This is a genomic window from Streptomyces caniferus (assembly GCF_009811555.1).
GTDB lineage: Bacteria > Actinomycetota > Actinomycetes > Streptomycetales > Streptomycetaceae > Streptomyces > Streptomyces caniferus.
Genome location: NZ_BLIN01000003.1, coordinates 870,372 through 887,234, shown reverse-complemented (window position 1 = coordinate 887,234; position 16,863 = coordinate 870,372). Strand labels below are relative to the sequence as shown.

Here is a 16,863-nt window from a genome sequence, read left to right as displayed (position 1 = left end):
GACACGCCATGCCCATCACCACCACCCACGTCACCCTCACCGACCTGACCCGGATGCTGCGCGAGAGCGCGGGCGAGGAGGAGGGCGTCGACCTGGACGGCGATGTCATCGACACGCCCTTCATCGAGCTCGGCTACGACTCCCTCGCCCTGCTCCAGGTGATCGGCGAGATCCAGCGGGAGTACGGCGTGGAGATCCCGGACGACGCGGTCGTCGACGCCGAGACCCCGCGCGCCCTGCTCGACCTCATCAACGCCGGCACCGCGTCGGCCGCATGATCTGGCGTCGAAGGCGGCCGTCCCGGTTCCCCCGGCCGGATGGGCCGCCTTCGGCGCCGCTCCCCGAGGAGTGAGGCTGCCTGGTGGCGGGTGCCCGCACCACCGCCGGCCCCCGCCACGCAGGCTCCCGCTCCGCCCCGCCGCGCACCCCTCGCCACACGCTCCCTGTGCACCCGCCCGGAAGGAGGGCACCCATGTCTCTCGCCAACCAGACCGCGGTGACCAGAAGGCTGGAGATCACGCCCACGTCACCACCGCTCCCGGGCGAAACGGACGCTCCGGCCGCCGCCACCGGCACAGCGGGCCTCACCACAGCCGAGGGCGACCCCACGGCCGACGGTGCCGACATCGCCGCGCCCGAGGATGCCGACGCCGCCCCGGCCCGCGCCACCGCCGCCGACTCCCTCTCCGACACCTCCGCCGGCCGCACCCTCCCGCCCACCGCCGTCACCGCCGTACTGCACGCCTTCGGCGCCCGGCCCGCGGAACTTCCGCCCCGTACCGTCGTCTTCATCGGCTCCACCGCTCCGCTCACCGCCCTCCCCGCCGTGCACGAGGGCATCCCGGTCCGTACCGCCCCCTCACCCGCGCACGCCCTGCACCTGGCCCACCACGAACTCCAGGCCAAGAGCGCCGACCTGGCGCTGGTTGCGGGCTTCCAGGAGCCCCTGGGCCGGACCGTCACCGTCCAGACCCTCCGCCGGGCGGCCGAAGCGGTCGCCGCCGACGACAGTGTGCTGGGGGTGCTGGACTTCGACGGCTGCGCGGGCCCGGCGGACGAGCCGATCCTGCGGCCCTCCCGGCACAGCCGTCGGCTCACCGACCCCGCGGCGCCCCGCCTGCTGCTGTGGTCCGGCGGCAACGCCGCGGAGGAACAGCGCGTACGGCGCGAACTGGCGCCCCTGCTCGACGGGTTGTTCCCGGAGGCGTTCCCCGCCCTGCCGGCCACCATGCCCTGCGGCCAGGCCCCCGGCCCGGTCCGTGCCGGGGCCGTCACCACCGCCGAGCGGGCCCCCGCCGCGGTCGCCGCGGCCCGCACCGTGCACGCGCCCCGCCCCCGCCCGGTCGCGCTGCTCTTCCCCGGCCAGGGCTCCCAGCACACCGCGATGGCGGCCGGACTCTACGGCCGGGAGCCGGTCTTCACCGCCGCCGTCGATGCCGTACTGGAGCTGCTCGGCCCGGAGGGGGCCGCCGTCCGCGCCGACTGGCTCGCCGACACCCCGGCCGTCGCCATCGACGACGTCCGCCGCGCCCAGCCGCTGCTCTTCGCGGTCGACTACGGCCTGGGGTGCATGGTGCTCAGCTGGGGCATCCGCCCGGCCGCCCTCCTCGGGCACAGCGCCGGCGAACTGGTCGCCGCGGTCCTCGCCGGGGTGGTGCCGCTCAGCGACGCGGTGGCGATGATGCGCGAGCGGGTCGTCGCGGCGGTGCGGATTCCCGCGGGCGGCATGCTCGCGGTGGCCGCCGGCGCCGAGGCCCTGCGTCCGTACCTGCGTGCCGATGTGGTCGTCGCCGCGGTCAACGCCACCAGCCAGACCATGCTGGCCGGTTCGACCGCTCCGCTAGCGGAGACCGCCGCCGCGCTGCGCGCCGACGGGCACACCGTCGTCACGGTGCCCGCCACCAGCCCCTTCCACAGCCCGGCCATGGCCCCGGCCTCGGAAGCGGTGGAGCGCGCCTACACCGGACTCCCCTTCCGCGTCCCCGATCTGCCGCTCTACTCCGGCTACACCGGTGGTCTGCTGGGGCCCGACGACGCGGTGAGCCCCCGCTTCTGGGCCCGGCAGATCACCGACCCGGTGCTCTTCCAGCCCGCGCTCGACCAGCTGCTGGCGGCCGACGACATGCTCCTCCTCGAAGCGGGCCCCCGGCAGACCCTCACCGTCTTCGCCCGCCGCCACCGCGCCGTCCGTCTGGGCGCCTCGGCCGCCGTCCCCCTCCTGCCCGCCCGCCCCGTCACCCCGGAGGCCGACCGGCACGCCGTCCTGACCGCGGCCTGCCGTCTCTGGCAAGAGGGCCACCAGCTGAAGGGAGAAGCCCTGGCCCGCCTCTGGACCTGCGCCGCCGAGGAGGACACCCCCGCCCCCGCCACCCGGGCCGGCTCCCCGGTGGGCGTCGCGGGCTGAGGCCATCGCGCACGGGGGCCGGCGACCCGCTCCGACCCCGCCCGGAACGCTCCCCGCCCCGACAGGGCCTGGGAGCGTTCCCGTCCCCCGTGCGCATGCCCGCTCGCCCCGCCCCCGCCCATTGGCCCCCTCCTGGCACGAGCCGGGCGGGCGGGACTGTACCAATGGCACAGTCCTCTCGGCCTCTGTTGAGCAATCTGCCGAGGAGATGCTGTGATGTCCCCGTCGATGGCGCTGCGGATCCCCGCGGCGCCTTTTTCATGCGGGAACGGTCTGAGGGGCGGGCGCTGTGCTGAAGAGGATGTTCGTGGCTCCGGATCCGGGCCGGCTGCGGCTGCGCAGCGCCGCCCGGTCCGTCCTCGGCATCGGCCTGGCGGTCACCGTGTGCGGTTTCGTCGGGCACTCGCTCGTCGCGGCCGTCACCGGCGGGCTCGCCGCGCTGCTCGCCCTCTTCACGGTCACCGACACGACGGTCCGGGCGCAGATGGTCACCACCGTCCTGCTGCCCGCGGTCGGCTTCCCGGCGTTCGCCGCGGCGGCGGTGCTCCACGATCATCCGGTGGGGCGGGGCCTGGTCTTCGCCGCGGTGGTGGGCGCGGGGGTCTACGCCCGCCGCTGGGGGCCGCGCGGCCACGCCCTGGGGGTGTTCGCGTTCATGACCTTCTTCGCGGCGCAGTTCCTGCACACGGTGCCGGGCCAGCTGCCCGAGCTGTACACCGCGATCGCGCTCTCGCTGGCCGCCTCCTCGACCGTCCGCTTCGGCGTGTGGTGCTACGAGCGCCGGCTGTCCCCGGCCGTCCTGCCCGCCCCGCCGGGCGGCAGGGGACTCGCCCGGACGACCACCCGCCAGGCGATCCAGGCCACCGCCGGCAGCGCGTTCGCCCTCGTCGTGGGCCAGATGCTCTCCGAGCAGCGCTGGTACTGGGCCGTGGGCGCGACATGGTGGATCTTCGTGAACACCGCCTCGCGCGGCGAGACGCTGGTCCGCGGCTTCCGACGGACCCTCGGCACGGTCATCGGCATCGTCCTCGGCCTGCTGGTCGCCGTCCCGCTGCACGGCGCCGTCGTCCCCACCGTGGCCCTGGTCGCGGTCAGCGTCTTCGGGATCTTCTACACCGCCGCCGTCTCGTACACCTGGATGATGCTCGCGGTGACGCTGATGGCCACGCTGCTGTACGGCCTCCTGGGGGTGCTGGATCCCGGCCTGCTCACGCTGCGGCTCGCGGAGACCGGTGTCGGGGCGCTCGGCGCGGCGCTGGCGGTGGTCTTCGTGCTGCCCGTCACGACCCACGCCACCACCGACGCCTGGATCCAGCGCGCCCTGCGCTGTGTGCACCACTGCACCGCCGAGGCCGCCGCCCGCCTCGCGGGCTCCCCGACCGCCGACCCGGCCCCGCACGTCGCCGAACTGGGGCCGCTGCTGAGCAGGGTGCGCCTGTCGCTGTCCCCGCTCGTCCACCCCCTGAGCCCGCTGCGCGCCCGCAAGGCGCGGGCGCGCCAGGTGCTGGCGCTGCTCGACGACTGTGCCCGTGAGGTCCGCGGGCTGGCCTCCATCGCCGCCGACCCGGAGGCCTCCCACGACGCCCGGCTCACCGCCTCCTGCCAGCGCGTGGAGGCCGCCGTCGAGGCACTGACCACACCGCACGGGGCACGCGACGCGGCAGCCGCCGCCGTCGCCCCGGCGCACCCGCCCGCGGCCGAACCCGCGCTGGTCCACCTCCACGGCCTGGAGCGCGCGCTGGCCGAACTCTCCGCGCCCCTGCGCAGCTCCCCGCGCTCCCCACTGGTCGACGCCTGACCACGGTGTCCGGGCGTCCCTCCCGGCGGCCCCATGGGTCCGCCGGGCACACCCGGTGGGCGGGAACCGGTCATCGCCCCCACCGCCCCGCCCCCGGCTGTTAGCGTCGCCGGGGGACCTCAACGGGCAGGCGGACGAAGGGCGGACCAGTGGGGACGAGCGACCACGGGCGACGCGCGTACATCGGATCGTTCACCGCGGCCGGCGGCCTCGGCATCACCACCGCGGCCGTCCACCCGGAGACCGGCGCCCTCACCCCGCTGCACTCCACCGACGCCGTCCCCAACCCCTCGTACCTGGCCCCCAGCCCCGACGGCCGGTACCTCTACGCGGTCAGCGAGACCCCGGACGGCGCCGCGGCCGCCTTCGCCCTCACGCCGCGGGGCCCCGAACTGCTCGCGCCTGCCGTCCCCGTGGACGGCGCCGATCCCACCCATCTCACCCTGGCGAACGGTCGCCTCCTCACCGCCAACTACAGCTCCGGCAGCGTGAGTTCGCTCCCCGTACGGTCCGACGGCAGGCTCACCGGCCCCGCCACCGTGCTCGCCCACCGGGGCAGCGGTCCGCGGGCCGACCGCCAGGAGGGCCCGCACGCCCACGCCGTGCGGCCCGACCCCGGCGGCCGCTGGCTGCTCAGCGTCGACCTGGGCACCGACTCGGTCCGCGTCTGCGCCCCGGCCCCGGCGGACGGCGCGCCGGCCGTACACGCCGAGACCCGGCTGCGGCCCGGCAGCGGCCCGCGCCATCTCGCCTTCCACCCGCACGGCGACCGCGCCTATGTCATCAACGAACTCGATCCGACCGTCACGGTCTGCCGATGGGAGGCCGGCCCCGGTGCGCTGACGCCGCTGGGGGAGACCCGCCTCCTCCCGGAAGGGGCCGACGCGGCCGGCACGTTCCCCTCCGCGCTCGTCGTCTCCCTCGACGGCCGGTTCGCCTGGGCCGCCAACCGGGGCCACGACAGCCTCTCCGTCCTCTCCCTCGACGGCGACTCGGCCACCCTCGCGACCACCGTCCCCTGCGGCGGCCGCTGGCCCCGCGATCTGGCGCTGCACCCCGACGGACGGCACCTCTACGCCGCCAACGAGCGGTCCGGGGACGTCACCTGGTTCACCGTCGACCCGGCGACCGGCATCCCGGCCCGGGGCGGCTCCGTCGAGGCGCCGGCGGCCTCCTGCGTGGTCTTCGTCTGAGCCGCCGCGGGCCGCCTCAGCCCTGCGGAAAGCGCCCGCCGAAGTACACCTGCGTCTCGGCGAGCCGGCCGTCCCGCACCGTCATCACCTCGACATTGCGGTGCCGCTCGCCCGTCTTCAGTTCGTACTCGTAGCGGACGAAGACCTGCTCGCCGTCGAGGGCCACGGCGTCGAGGATCTCCTGTGAGCGCAGCCGGTCCGCCGTGGGGAAACAGATCTCCAGGAAAGCGGCCTTGCCGATGTGGTCGTCCTGCGGGCTGGTGAAGACGAAATCCTCGGCGAGCAGCCGGTCGATGGCCGCACGGCCTGGGCGAGATAGGCCCCGAAGGCGGCGCGGACGAGGTCGACGTTCGACATGAACTTCCTTCCGTGGGCGGCCCGCTCCCGCCACACGGCGCGGACGGGCCGGCGAATGGCCTCTGCAGGACGGTAGACGCCGCGGCGCTCCCGGACTCATCGGTCGGCGCGTCAGGGGTACGGCAAGCCCCCTGTACGGGCCTCTCGCGGACGTACGCCCCTCGGTTCGCCAGCACCCGCCGCCGCCTGCTTCCCGAGCCTCCTGAGGGGCATCTGCGCCGCTCGGAGCGGAATCGGACGCATCGCCTCCGCCTGAACGACCCGGAACGAGACAGCCGGGCAAGGCGGCCGGGCAAAGCAGCAGGGCAAGCGACCGGGACACGACGACCGGAACGACGAAGGGCCGCCCCGCGCGGTGCGCGAGGACGGCCCTTCGTCGAGCGGCGTGCCGGGGCGGGGTCCTAGCGGACCGGCGCTCCCTGCGCCTGGGTCGGCAGGGCGATGCCCACCGCCGCCGCGTAGTTCGACAGCGCAAGGCGGCCGACCGTGCCGTAGGCGCCCAGCGCCTCAGCCGATGCGCAGCCCGCCTCCGCCGCGGCCGCACCCAGAAGGCCGTCGGAGATCTCCGGGCCGATCAGGTACGGGGCCAGTGCCAGCTGCTGCGAACCGGACTCGCGCAGCTGCTCGGCCGTACGGGAGATGGCACCCTCCTCGTCCAGGGCGGCGGCCAGCACCGGTACCGCGAGCCGCGCGGACAGCAGCATGCCGGTGATCCCGGCGGCCTGCACGGCCTCCTCGCCGCCGACGGTGGCGAGGATGATGCCGTCCGCCGCCGTGGCGACGGTGAACAGCCGGGCACGGTCCGCGCGGGCCAGACCGGCCTCGGAGAGCCGGACGTGCAGCGCCTCGGCCAGCAGCGGGTGCGGGCCGAGCACATCGGTCAGCTCGGCGCCGGAGCCGCTGTTCATCATGGCCTGGCGTATCCGGCGCAGCAGGGCGCTGTCCGGACCTGCCAGCAGCGGCACCACCACAGCGGCGGGGCCGGGGTCGGGCTGACCGTCGGCGTCCGCCCGGGCCTTGTGCTCGTTGGCGGCCTGCGCCAGCACGGCCTCCAGGGACGGGAACTCGTCGTCGCCGCCGTCGACATAGCCGATCCGGGCGTCGAGGCCCGGAAGCTCGGAGCGGGCGATGCTGGAGACCTCTTCCGCCAGGCTGCGCGAGGCGGTGGAGGGGGTGCCGGGCACGGCCAGCACCAGTGCGGGCGCGCCCTCGGGCGCGGCCAGCGGTTCCGGCTTGCGGTGGCGGCCGGTCTGCCGTCGCGGCATTCGTACAGGCAGGCCGGGTGCGGCTCCCGGGCTCGGGGATGCGGCGTCAAAATCGGGCGAGCCAGGTGCGGGCCCAGTGGGGGAACTCATGGCGCCGCATGCTAACGGTTCGGACCACCCCCGCGCGGAGGGAGGGTTCGGTGGAGAGGTATCCGTCCCGATTTATCCCGCGCGTCACGCCCGCACTACCCCGGCGCAGGCCGTGTGATCTGCAACAACTTCGTATCGGCGGGCAGTGTCAGACGGTCACCGGCCAGTGCCGCGGCGATGGTCAGCGCCCCGTCGAGCGGGCTCCCCGCGGCGGCTGTCGGACGGGCCCGCGGCAGCCGTTCGGCCAGCGCCTCACGCAGCGGACCCAGCAGCGGTTCGCCCAGGCCGAACAGCCCGCCGGTGCAGGCCACCGCGGCCCCGGCCCCCGGCGGACAGACCGCGGCGGCGGCATCGGCGATATGGCCCGCGGCGGCCCGCAGGATGCCGAGGGCCACCGCGTCCTCCTCGGCGGCGCAGCGGGCGACCTCCGGGGCGAACGAGCCCAGCACGGCGGGCCGGTCGGAGCGCGGGTAGAGGGCGCCGGGCAGCCCGGCGACCGGACCGAACACCGCTTCCGCGCGCGCCAGGAGGGCGGCCGAGCCGCCCGTCCGTCCGTCGTGCGCCCGCATCGCGGCCTCCAGACCGGCGCGGCCGATCCATGCGCCGCCGCCGCAGTCGCCCAGCAGATGCCCCCAGCCGTCCGCCCGGCGCCAGCCGCCCGCCGCGGTCAGATCCGTTCCCACGGCGATCATGCCGGTGCCCGCGGCGACCACGGCACCGGGCCGCTGGCCCAGTGCCCCGGCGTACGCGGTCACGGCGTCCGCGGCGAGGGCGAGGCGGTGCGGCCCGAACGCGGTGGCCAGGGCGCCCGGCAGCCGGGCCCGCAGGTCCTCGCCCAGGGTGGCCATCCCGGCCGCGCCCACGCACACCGCGGCGAAGCCGTGCACTCCCGCTTCGCGCCCCAACTCCTCGGCGGCGGGCAGGAGTCGGGACAGCAGATCCTCCGCGTCGATCCCTGCGGGACCGGTGCGCACCGGCTCGTCCCAGGCGCGCGCGGCCGGCGGCCGGGCCCCGGGGGCGTCGGCGCGCGCGACGGCGATCCGCAGCCCCGATCCGCCCGAGTCGATCGCGAGGACGCCGGGAAAGGGACCGGACCCGAGGGCGCCCGGGGTGCGGCCCGCGGGTTCACCCAAGGCCGCGGGCGTCCTGCTTGAGGGCGGTGTCGACGGTCAGGGCCGTGGCGACGACCAGGCTCAGCAGCGGGTCGGGCAGCTGATGGTGGATCTGCAGGACGTAGTTGTCCGCCGACGTGAACATCGTCTTGGCGAGGCCCTCCCAGGTCTTGGTGATCCGGGCGACCTCGGTGTCGGCGTGGTCCACGATGGCGAAGTTCCAGGCGCGCCAGTTCTCGGCCTTGATGGCGCCGATCCGCTGGCCGTTGACCATCATCGCGAAATTGATCTTCCCGATGGCGTTCTGCTGCACGATCTCGCCGACCGGGGAGCCGTCCGGCCGCTGCACGATCACCTTGGACTTGATGATCTTCGCGGGCCGGGTCAGGATCAGCTGCGGCTGGCCGTAGGCGTCCCGGATCTCCAGCTTGTGGGTCATGTACTGATCGAGGCTGGAGACGACGCGGAGCACCTTCTTGGCCGTGCTCTGGCCGACCTGGACGACCGCGCCGATCGTGTTGCCGTGCTGGTCGAAGACGCCGTACTCGTTGGTGACCTCGATCAGCTTGGCCTTCTGGTTGACCACCAGCACCGGCTCGGTGAACAGACTGCCGCCGCCCGGTCCGCCGGCCGCCACCCCGGCCTGCTGCTGCACTTGTTGCTGCACGGCGCCCGGATGCGGCATCGGCTGCTGCCCGTACTGCTGCTGTCCGTACGGCTGCTGCATCGGCTGACCGGCTGCTTGCTGGCCGGGCGCCTGCTGGGGGTAGCCGTAACCCTGCTGACCGTACGGTGCGCCGCCCTGCTGCTGGCCCGGATACGGGGCCTGGCCCGGCGCCTGCTGCGGTGGTGCGGACTGCTGGGGCATCTGCTGCTGCGGCGCGGACTTCTGCAGAGTCTGCTGCTGCGGGGCGTGCTGACCGGCCTGCTGCTGGGGAGCCGGTTGCGGTGCGGCCTGCTGAGGGGCCGACTGCGGCGCCCGGCCCTGGTCCGGCGCCGCGGGCTGTTGTCCCGGGTGCGTGTGCTCCGTCCACCGGGACCCGTCCCACCAGCGAAGTTGGTGGGGGGTGCCCTGCGGATCGGCATACCAGCCCGCAGGGATGTTCGCATTCGTCATGCCAGGCACACTATCGCCCGACGTCAGGGCAGCCTCCAGTCGACGGGCTGGGCGCCCTGCCGCGCCAGAAGGTCGTTCACCCGGCTGAAGGGCCGCGAGCCGAAGAAGCCCCGGTCGGCGGACATGGGGGAGGGGTGCGCGGACTCGACGGCCGGCAGATCGCCGAGCAGCGGCCGCAGATTGCGCGCATCGCGCCCCCACAGCACCGACACCAGCGGGCGCTCGCGCGCCACCAGTGCGCGGATGGCCTGCTCGGTGACTTCCTCCCAGCCCTTGCCGCGGTGCGCGGCGGGCTTGCGGGGCGCGGTGGTCAGCGCTCTGTTCAGCAGCAGTACGCCCTGCCGCGTCCACGGGGTCAGATCGCCGTTGGACGGGCGGGGCAGCCCGAGGTCGGAGTGCAGCTCACGGAAGATGTTCTCCAGGCTCCCGGGCAGCGGACGCACCTCCGGTGCCACGGAGAAACTCAGCCCGACCGCATGCCCCGGTGTGGGGTAGGGGTCCTGTCCGACGATGAGCACCCGCACCTCGTCGAAGGGCTGTTGGAAGGCGCGCAGCACATTGCTGCCCGCCGGCAGATAGCTACGCCCCGCGGCGATCTCGGCCCGCAGGAAGTCGCCCATCGCGGCGATCCGTCCGGCGACGGGCTCAAGTGCCTTGGCCCAGCCCGGTTCGACAATGTCTTGGAGAGGTCGTGCAGCCACGGGATCACCCTACTGGCCCGGACCCGCTCCTCTTCAACCGATGGCCCGAGCCCCGGCCTCCTCCGGCCTGCTGTCCGGACGGCAGGCCAACGTCCCGGCCCCTGCGGGGTGTCCGCCCCACGGCGTCCCTCACGCCACCGCGGCCGCTCGCACGCACAGCACATCCGGCAGATGGGAGGCGAGCTGTTGCCAGCTGTCGCCGTCGTCCGCGCTGGCGTACACCTCGCCGTTGCGGTTGCCGAAGTACACCCCGGCGGGATCGGCGTCGTCGACGGAGAGCGCGTCTCTGAGCACCGTGCCGTAGTGGTCCTCGTCCGGCAGTCCGTCGCTCAGCGGCTGCCAGCTCCCGCCGGCGTCGGCCGTGCGGTAGACGCGGCAGCGGCGCCCGGCCGGCACCCGGTCGCTGTCGGCGGTGATCGGGAAGAGGTAGGCGACATCTCCCGTGCGCGGATGGGAGGCCACGGCGAAGCCGAAGTCGGAGGGCAGCCCGGCGCCGATGTCCGTCCACTGCGCGCCCGCGTCGTCGCTGCGGTAGACGCCCCAGTGGTTCTGCAGATACAGGCGGTCGCGGTGCACCGGGTCCTGCGCGATCTTGTGGACGCACTGGCCGAACTCCGGATGCTGGTCCGGCAGGAAGACCGCCTTCACGCCCTTGTTGGACGGGGCCCAGCTGGCGCCCCCGTCGCGCGTGCGGAAGACCCCCGCCGCGGAGACGGCGACGGTGACCGCGTCCGCGTCCCGCGGGTCGGTGATCACCGTATGGACGGCCAGCCCGCCGCCGCCCGGCACCCACTTCTCCCGGCTGGGGTGGTCCCACAGCGCCCGCACCAGCTCGAAGGTCTCCCCGCCGTCCTCGGAACGGAACAGGCCGCCGGGCTCGGTGCCCGCATAGACCACCTCGGGCGCGGCGGGGCCGGCCGGATGCAGCTGCCACACCCGCTCCAGCGAAGTCCCGGTGTACTTCGGGTACTTGACCGCGGGACGGGAGGGCTCGTGCCAGGTGTCGCCCAGGTCGTCGGAGTGGAAGACGGAGGGGCCCCAGTGGGCGCTGTCGGCCCCGGCCAGCAACCGGGGCGTGGCACGGCGGGTGTCGATCGCGAGGGAGTACACCGCCTGGGCGGCGAAGTGCGGACCGCTGACCTCCCAGTCGCCGTGCCGTCGGCGGCCGATGAAGAGCCCTTTGCGCGTGCCCACGCCGAGTAGTACGTCAGTCATGCCGGAACACCTCCGGGACGCCGTTGTCTCAGACAAGGGCAAGTCTGCACCCGCCCACTGACAACGGCGTCCCGGAACGTATCCCCCCAGGTCGGACGGTGCGGCACCCGCTCCTGCCACGGCTGCCGCGCGCCCTCGCCGAGGGCCTCAGACGGCCCGGTGGTACTGCTGCGGCCCGGTGAGGTGCGCCCCCAGTTCCCGTGCCGCGTGCTGCGCGAAGCTGGGGGACCGCAGGAGTTCACGGCCGAGCAGCACGGCGTCGGCCTGCCCGTCCGCGATGATCTTCTCGGCCTGCCGCGCCTCGGTGATCAGGCCGACGGCGCCCACCGCGAGGCCGCTCTCCTTCTTGACCCGCTCGGCGAACGGCACCTGGTAGCCGGGACCCGCGGTGATCTTCGCGTCCGGCGCGTTGCCGCCCGTGGAGGTGTCCAGCAGGTCGATCCCGTGCGCGCGCAGCTCGCGGGCGAAGCGCACGGTGTCGTCGGCCGTCCAGCCCTCGCGCTCGTCGCTCTCGTCCTCGGTGAGCCAGTCGGTCGCCGAGATCCGGAAGAAGACCGGCAGTTCGTCGGGCCAGACCTCCCGCACGGCGTCCACGACCTCCAGGGCGAACCGCGTCCGGTTCTCGTACGAGCCGCCGTACTCGTCGGTGCGCAGGTTGGTGAAGGGCGAGAGGAACTGGTTGATCAGGTAGCCGTGCGCACCGTGGATCTCCGCCACCTCGAAGCCGGCCGCCAGCGCCCGCCGCGCCGTCGCGCGGAACTGCGCGACGATCTCGCCGATCTGCGCCACGGTCAGCTCCGCGGGTGCCGCGAACCCCTCGCCGAACGGCACCGGGCTGGGCCCGACCGGCTCCCAGCCGTGCCGCTGACCAGGGAGGACCGGCGCGCCACGGTTCACCCAGGTGCGCTCGGTCGACGCCTTGCGGCCCGCATGAGCGATCTGGATTCCCGGGGTGGTGCCCTGGTCCTTGAGGAAGCCGGTGATGCGCCGGAACGCCTCGGTCTGGGTGTCGTTCCACAGGCCGAGGTCGTACGGGCTGATGCGACCCTCGGGGCTCACCGCGGTGGCCTCCGTGAGGATGAGGCCGGTGCCGCCCGCCGCCCGCGCGGCCAGGTGCTGGAAGTGCCAGTCGCCGGGCGCCCCTTCCGCAGGGCCCTCGGGAGCCGCGGAGTACTGGCACATGGGCGCCATCCAGAGACGGTTCGGGACGGTCAGCGAGCGAAGGGTGAGGGGCTCGAAGAGTGCGCTCACGGTGGGCTCCTGTACGTGAAGGCGAACGGGTGCCGGCCGGCCCCGCACTCATACGATAGGTGTCGTACTACGGTGGATGTCAAACTACGATGCTTCTCGTACAATGAGCGGGCGGGCGGCGCGCCAGGCCACACCGAGCCCCGCAGGACGAGTCAGGAGTCGTGATGCCGACCGATACGACCCCCACGCGGGCCCCTTCGGGTTCCCGGTCGCTGGAGCACCCGGCCCGTGAGGACATCCGGCTGGCCGAGGTGCTGCATGCGCTCGCCGACCCGGTGCGTCTGCGGATCGTCTGCGCCCTGGCGGCCGCCGAGGGCGAGCTGAACTGCGCGGACATCGAACTCCCGGTCAGCAAGTCGACCTGCACCCACCACTTCAGGGTGCTGCGCGAATACGGCGTCATCCAGCAGCTCTACCGCGGCACGGCCAAGATGAACGGGCTGCGCCGGGCCGACCTGGAGGCGCTCTTCCCCGGCCTCGTCGACGGCGTGCTCCGGGCGGCCGATCTGCAGGCCGGCCGCCTCGGGGAGGAGTAGTGCGTTCCGGCTACAGCTCCGCTGGCCGGCCTTCCTCCCACAGTGCCGCAACGTGGGACGCGAACCGGTCGTACAGCCCATCGTCCTCCGGTCGGCGGAGGTGGAGCATGGGGGACTCGTCGCCCAGCAGCGATGCGATATGCGGTGTAACGAGCATCTGGTCATCGAACAGAAAGACGGACAGTGCGATGTGTTGATCGCTGAAGCGGGCCTCGACACCATCGTGCCGGCCCATCTTCGCCAGCGCATCGAGTGTGATCTTGATGCGCGTACTGACGGTCAGCGGTACGCCCTCCACCTCTTCCCGCTTCGTCGTCACCTCCGACTCGGGGTCGCCTACGAGGAAGCGGACGCGGGCCCCGTGGTCGGCCTTTACTGCAAGGCGCGTCCCGAGCCGCGGATGCTGCTGCCACAGGAAGTAGTTCGTATATCCGGCAAACGTGAGGTCCTGGGATGCTCCGTCAATGAGGGAAGCCCAGAGGGAGGTAGGTGCGGAGCTGCGGAACGGGTACGCCGCGACGATCTCCCGGTCATGACCGGTTTTCACGCGGGACTGGACCGACTTCGGCCACGGGGTCACGGGGTCCACTCCTCACGCCTGGCCGACGCTCGCCCGTGTCCCTTCCCGCGGGGCGCGCTCGGGGTAGGTCAGCCACCTCGAAACGGTCTTGTGATCCACCCCAACTTTAAGTGCTGGCTGATGCGGTCGGACACCGGCCGCTCCATAGCGTCCTTGAGTGCAGTATTCAAGTCTCTCCCTTGGGACGTTTGGCCCTCTTCGGACGATAGTGCTGAAGTGGGCACTCCGTCCCGGCTATGGGTGTACCAACGTCCCGTGTGCCACCCGATATTCGGAGCATGACCGAACGGTAGAGAACACTGACACCGCCGGTACACCTGCCGGACCCGTTGGGGGATCTGGATGCGGAACCGGCTGCCGGCTGCGATGTCTGCGGCGCACTGGCCCGTCAGCGCCAGGTAGCGCGCGAGCAGAACAGGCTCGCTGACGCCGCTACTGCAAGCAACGAGATCGCGAAGCACCCGCACCCGCCCAAGCGGAAGGGGCGGAAGGCGTGATCCACAGCGCATCGCGGATGAGGGGCTTAAGTTCGTAGTCGCCTGCGCGACCACGCCTGACGCCCCGCTCGCTCCGTCGCGCGTCGTCGACGAAGGGTGGCACGCGCTCATCCTCCACACGAAGGTGTACGAGGAGCTGTGCGCGTCGCTCGGGGAGTTCGTACACCACTACCCCGGGTACGCCCCGGATAACTACGACCCGACGATCCTGGAGCGCACACAGGACGTCATCCGTGCCCGCGGATACGACGTCGACGAGGAACTGTGGCGCGCCCCATCCGACGACGAGTTGATCAGCGTCACGGCGAAGTGCCAGCACTCCCCGTCGGACGCTGGCCCCATCAAGCCCATGCCGACCCGCGTCCGCCGTGCCGGGACAAGCCGTAGCCGGCGTCTGCCACACTCGGAGCGTCGACAGGAGGCCCCATGGCTGAGTTGATCAATAGCCGGTACGCCGCTCTGGTGGCTGCCTACCGGGAGGCTCAGGAAGAGGAGCAGGAGGGGACAGCCCCTGTTCGAGGGTTCATCATCCCCGACCCTGAGCTCCGCAAGGCCGAGTAACGCCGCACCCCGAAGCCCCGTCCGTGCACCCGCGGACGGGGCTTTCTCATGCCTCCGCGCCCCCGACGTCTCGTCGGCTGGAGAGAGCCGCCTGAGCGACCCTGGAGAGTGTCAGGGAGCGATCTGCGTCGACGATGAGCCAGCCCTTGTGCAGGAGCGCCTGGAGCCGCGGACGGACCTCGTCGCCCAGCTCGTCTGCCAGGCTGTCGTCAGTGGGAGAGTGGCCGGCGCGGAGCTGCGCGGCGACGCGGATCAGGAGCGCTTCCTCTTCCGCCGTGATGTTGAAGTCCATGAGGTGACGATATGGCCCGCCTGTAGAAAACGCAGGCCAGAGGCAATTTGGGTCACCTGATGATCCAGAGGCGGTTCGGAACGGTCCAGCAGCTCTACCGCGGCACGGCCAAGATGAACGGGCTGCGGCGGGACGATCTGGAGGCGCTCTTCCCCGGCCTGATCGACGGCGTGCTCCGGGCGGCGGACCTGCAGGCGGGCCGCCTCAGGGAGGAGTAGCGGGGTGCCGGGGCGGCCGGGAGGGTCGGCGCCCCCGGGGGTGCCGGGGCGGCTCCGGGGCGGTGGGCCGACAGGCCGGTGGGCCGGCAGCAGCCCGGTGGGCCGGCGGACCAGTGATCGGCGGACCGGAACCTGGCGCACCGGCCCGCCAGTGGATTCAGCGGGTCGGGTCCGCCGACCCCGCCGCCGCCAACAACCCCGCCCAGTCCGGCAGTTTGACGGTGCCGCGCCCCAGTCCGCGGCCCCACTCCGCCTCGGCGGCCTCGATGGCCAGCCACCCAGGCCACGGGACCGGCCGCTGCCCCGCCCGGGTCAGCGCGACCACCGGATCCTCGCCCGCGCCGCGCTCCGCGAGAGCGGGGGCGTCGGCCAGCAGTGACTGCGCCGTCTCCTTGGCGCACGGCCGGTTGGTGCCGATCACCCCCGTGGGGCCCCGCTTGATCCAGCCCGCCACGTACACACCGGGCAGCGGCGCGCCGTCCCGCAGCACCCGCCCCGCCCGGTGCGGCACCGTCCCGGTCCTCTCGTCGAACGGCAGGCCCGGCTGCGGCGTCCCCCGGTAGCCCACCGAACGCAGCACCAACTGCCCCTCGATGTCCTCGAATTCACCGGTGCCCGTCACCCCGCCGTGCCCGTCCGGAGCCGTCCGCTCGAACCGGACCCCGCGTACCCCGGAGGCATCCCCGAGCACCTCGACCGGCCGCAGGAAGAACCGCAGATGAATACGGCGCCGAGGGCCGGCGGCCCCCGCCTCCGGGCCTGACGCCGCCCGTTCCGTCGCCCGCTCCGCCCAGCCGCGCAGCACCTCGACATTGCGCCGCCCCACCGCGGGCAGCTCGCCCGGATCCCGGTACGCCGGATCCAGCGCCAGCTCCTCGGGCCGGACGCAGAGGTCCGTATCCGGCAGGGAGCCCAGCTCCCGCAGCTCCTTGGTGGTGAACTTGGCCTGGGAGGGGCCGCGTCTGCCGACCATCCAGACATCCTCGACGCGGCTGTCCGCGAGTGCGCCGAGCGGACCCTGCGGCATATCGGTGGCGGCGAGCTCGGCGGCACCGCGGGAGAGCATCCGCGCCACGTCCACCGCCACGTTCCCCACCCCGATCACGAGGGCGGACCGTGCCGCGAGGGTGAAACGGACCGCGGCCGCATCGGGATGGGCGCTGTACCAGGCGACGAACTCGGTCGCCGGATGACTGCCGGGCAGCTCCTCGCCGGGGATGCCCAGATGCCGGTCGGTGGCGGCGCCCACGCAGAACACCACCGCATCGAAGATCTCCCGCAGTTCCTCGACGCCCAGCCCCGGCGCCCCCACCTCGACATTGCCCAGGAAGCGCACCCTGGGGTGCTCCAACACCGTCCGCAGGTTGTTCTGCAGCGATTTGATCTTCTCGTGGTCCGGGGCGACGCCGTAGCGCACCAGACCGTACGGGCAGGGCAGCCGGTCCAGGACGTACACCTCGATGTCCGGGACGGTCTGCTGCTCGATCAGGGACTGGGCGGTGTAGACGCCGCTGGGTCCTGAACCGATCACTGCGACACGAAGCACGAGTGGCCCCTTCCGCGGGATACCCCCAGGATCGCACCGGCAGGCGCGCGACGGGAGATGCGCTATCGGGGTTGCTCCCGGTGGGATGAGCGTGCCGCGCTACTGGGCCGGGTGAGCGGGGGGCTAGGTT

At 73.3% G+C, this 16,863-nt stretch carries 17 protein-coding genes and 1 pseudogene; 8 read left to right on the top strand and 10 right to left on the bottom strand.

From position 1 onward, the window contains the following. Positions 1–8 precede the first annotated feature (8 nt). The 4 genes from Scani_RS12580 (at position 9) to Scani_RS12565 (ending at position 5,395) form a co-directional block, all read left to right on the top strand. Positions 9–278, top strand: a complete 270-nt coding sequence (locus tag Scani_RS12580) for an acyl carrier protein (RefSeq protein ID WP_159473865.1) — start codon at positions 9–11, stop codon at positions 276–278. Between the two features lie 194 nt (positions 279–472). Then, entirely contained in the window at positions 473–2,404 is a 1,932-nt protein-coding gene (locus Scani_RS41725; RefSeq protein ID WP_281391914.1) for an acyltransferase domain-containing protein, read from the top strand. A gap of 289 nt (positions 2,405–2,693) precedes the next feature. Next, positions 2,694–4,202 carry an FUSC family protein gene (locus Scani_RS12570; RefSeq protein ID WP_159473862.1) on the top strand — a complete coding sequence of 503 codons (1,509 nt, stop codon included), beginning with the start codon at positions 2,694–2,696 and terminating at the stop codon, positions 4,200–4,202. A 149-nt stretch (positions 4,203–4,351) separates the two neighbouring features. Next, a complete protein-coding gene (locus Scani_RS12565) occupies positions 4,352–5,395 on the top strand; it encodes a lactonase family protein (RefSeq protein WP_159473859.1) in 1,044 nt (347 codons plus the stop codon). 16 nt (positions 5,396–5,411) lie between these two features. Here Scani_RS12565 and Scani_RS12560 read toward each other — a convergent pair whose 3' ends face one another. The 7 genes from Scani_RS12560 to Scani_RS12530 all read right to left on the bottom strand — a co-directional run bounded on the left by Scani_RS12560 (position 5,412) and on the right by Scani_RS12530 (position 12,503). Further along, a complete protein-coding gene (locus Scani_RS12560; protein ID WP_246295728.1) occupies positions 5,412–5,786 on the bottom strand; it encodes a nuclear transport factor 2 family protein in 375 nt (124 codons plus the stop codon). Between the two features lie 367 nt (positions 5,787–6,153). Further along, entirely contained in the window at positions 6,154–7,107 is a 954-nt protein-coding gene (locus tag Scani_RS12555) for a sirohydrochlorin chelatase (RefSeq protein ID WP_371872340.1), read from the bottom strand. Between the two features lie 95 nt (positions 7,108–7,202). Then, the gene (locus tag Scani_RS12550; protein WP_159473853.1) at positions 7,203–8,240 is read right to left on the bottom strand and encodes an N-acetylglucosamine kinase; all 1,038 of its coding nucleotides are present in this window, start codon (positions 8,238–8,240) and stop codon (positions 7,203–7,205) included. Next, positions 8,233–9,336, bottom strand: coding sequence for an LURP-one-related family protein (locus Scani_RS12545; protein WP_159473850.1), 1,104 nt, complete (start codon positions 9,334–9,336; stop codon positions 8,233–8,235). The genes Scani_RS12550 and Scani_RS12545 overlap by 8 nt, the downstream gene beginning before the upstream one ends. A gap of 23 nt (positions 9,337–9,359) precedes the next feature. Continuing rightward, complete coding sequence (locus tag Scani_RS12540) at positions 9,360–10,037, bottom strand: uracil-DNA glycosylase (protein WP_159473847.1); 678 nt, start codon at positions 10,035–10,037, stop codon at positions 9,360–9,362. 129 nt (positions 10,038–10,166) lie between these two features. Further along, complete coding sequence (locus tag Scani_RS12535) at positions 10,167–11,252, bottom strand: WD40/YVTN/BNR-like repeat-containing protein (RefSeq protein ID WP_159473844.1); 1,086 nt, start codon at positions 11,250–11,252, stop codon at positions 10,167–10,169. Positions 11,253–11,399: 147 nt separating this feature from the next. Then, positions 11,400–12,503, bottom strand: coding sequence for an NADH:flavin oxidoreductase/NADH oxidase (locus Scani_RS12530; RefSeq protein WP_159473841.1), 1,104 nt, complete (start codon positions 12,501–12,503; stop codon positions 11,400–11,402). 164 nt (positions 12,504–12,667) lie between these two features. On the opposite strand from Scani_RS12530, the gene Scani_RS12525 reads away from it, so the two are divergent. Further along, entirely contained in the window at positions 12,668–13,039 is a 372-nt protein-coding gene (locus tag Scani_RS12525) for an ArsR/SmtB family transcription factor (RefSeq protein ID WP_159473839.1), read from the top strand. A 10-nt stretch (positions 13,040–13,049) separates the two neighbouring features. On the opposite strand, the gene Scani_RS12520 is transcribed toward Scani_RS12525, so the two are convergent. After that, positions 13,050–13,619 (bottom strand): hypothetical protein, encoded by a 570-nt coding sequence (locus Scani_RS12520; RefSeq protein ID WP_159473836.1) that lies wholly within the window; start codon positions 13,617–13,619, stop codon positions 13,050–13,052. Between the two features lie 423 nt (positions 13,620–14,042). Here Scani_RS12520 and Scani_RS42400 point away from each other — a divergent pair, with 423 nt between their 5' ends. Then, on the top strand, positions 14,043–14,555 hold the full coding sequence (locus Scani_RS42400) for a glycine-rich domain-containing protein (protein ID WP_503827398.1): 513 nt from the start codon (positions 14,043–14,045) through the stop codon (positions 14,553–14,555). Further along, positions 14,543–14,677, top strand: a complete 135-nt coding sequence (locus Scani_RS41720) for a hypothetical protein (RefSeq protein ID WP_281391911.1) — start codon at positions 14,543–14,545, stop codon at positions 14,675–14,677. Before Scani_RS42400 ends, Scani_RS41720 begins: the two co-directional genes overlap by 13 nt. 46 nt (positions 14,678–14,723) lie before the next feature. On the opposite strand, the gene Scani_RS12515 is transcribed toward Scani_RS41720, so the two are convergent. Continuing rightward, positions 14,724–14,969: a hypothetical protein gene (locus Scani_RS12515; protein ID WP_159473834.1), complete on the bottom strand. Its 246-nt coding sequence runs from the start codon at positions 14,967–14,969 to the stop codon at positions 14,724–14,726. Between the two features lie 77 nt (positions 14,970–15,046). Between Scani_RS12515 and Scani_RS12510 the strand changes: the two are divergent. Beyond that, positions 15,047–15,187, top strand: a pseudogene (locus Scani_RS12510) (transcriptional regulator); the annotation flags it as partial. A 157-nt stretch (positions 15,188–15,344) separates the two neighbouring features. Here the strand turns inward: Scani_RS12510 and Scani_RS12505 are convergent. Continuing rightward, positions 15,345–16,733 carry an FAD-dependent oxidoreductase gene (locus tag Scani_RS12505; protein WP_167538076.1) on the bottom strand — a complete coding sequence of 463 codons (1,389 nt, stop codon included), beginning with the start codon at positions 16,731–16,733 and terminating at the stop codon, positions 15,345–15,347. Positions 16,734–16,863: the final 130 nt, after the last annotated feature.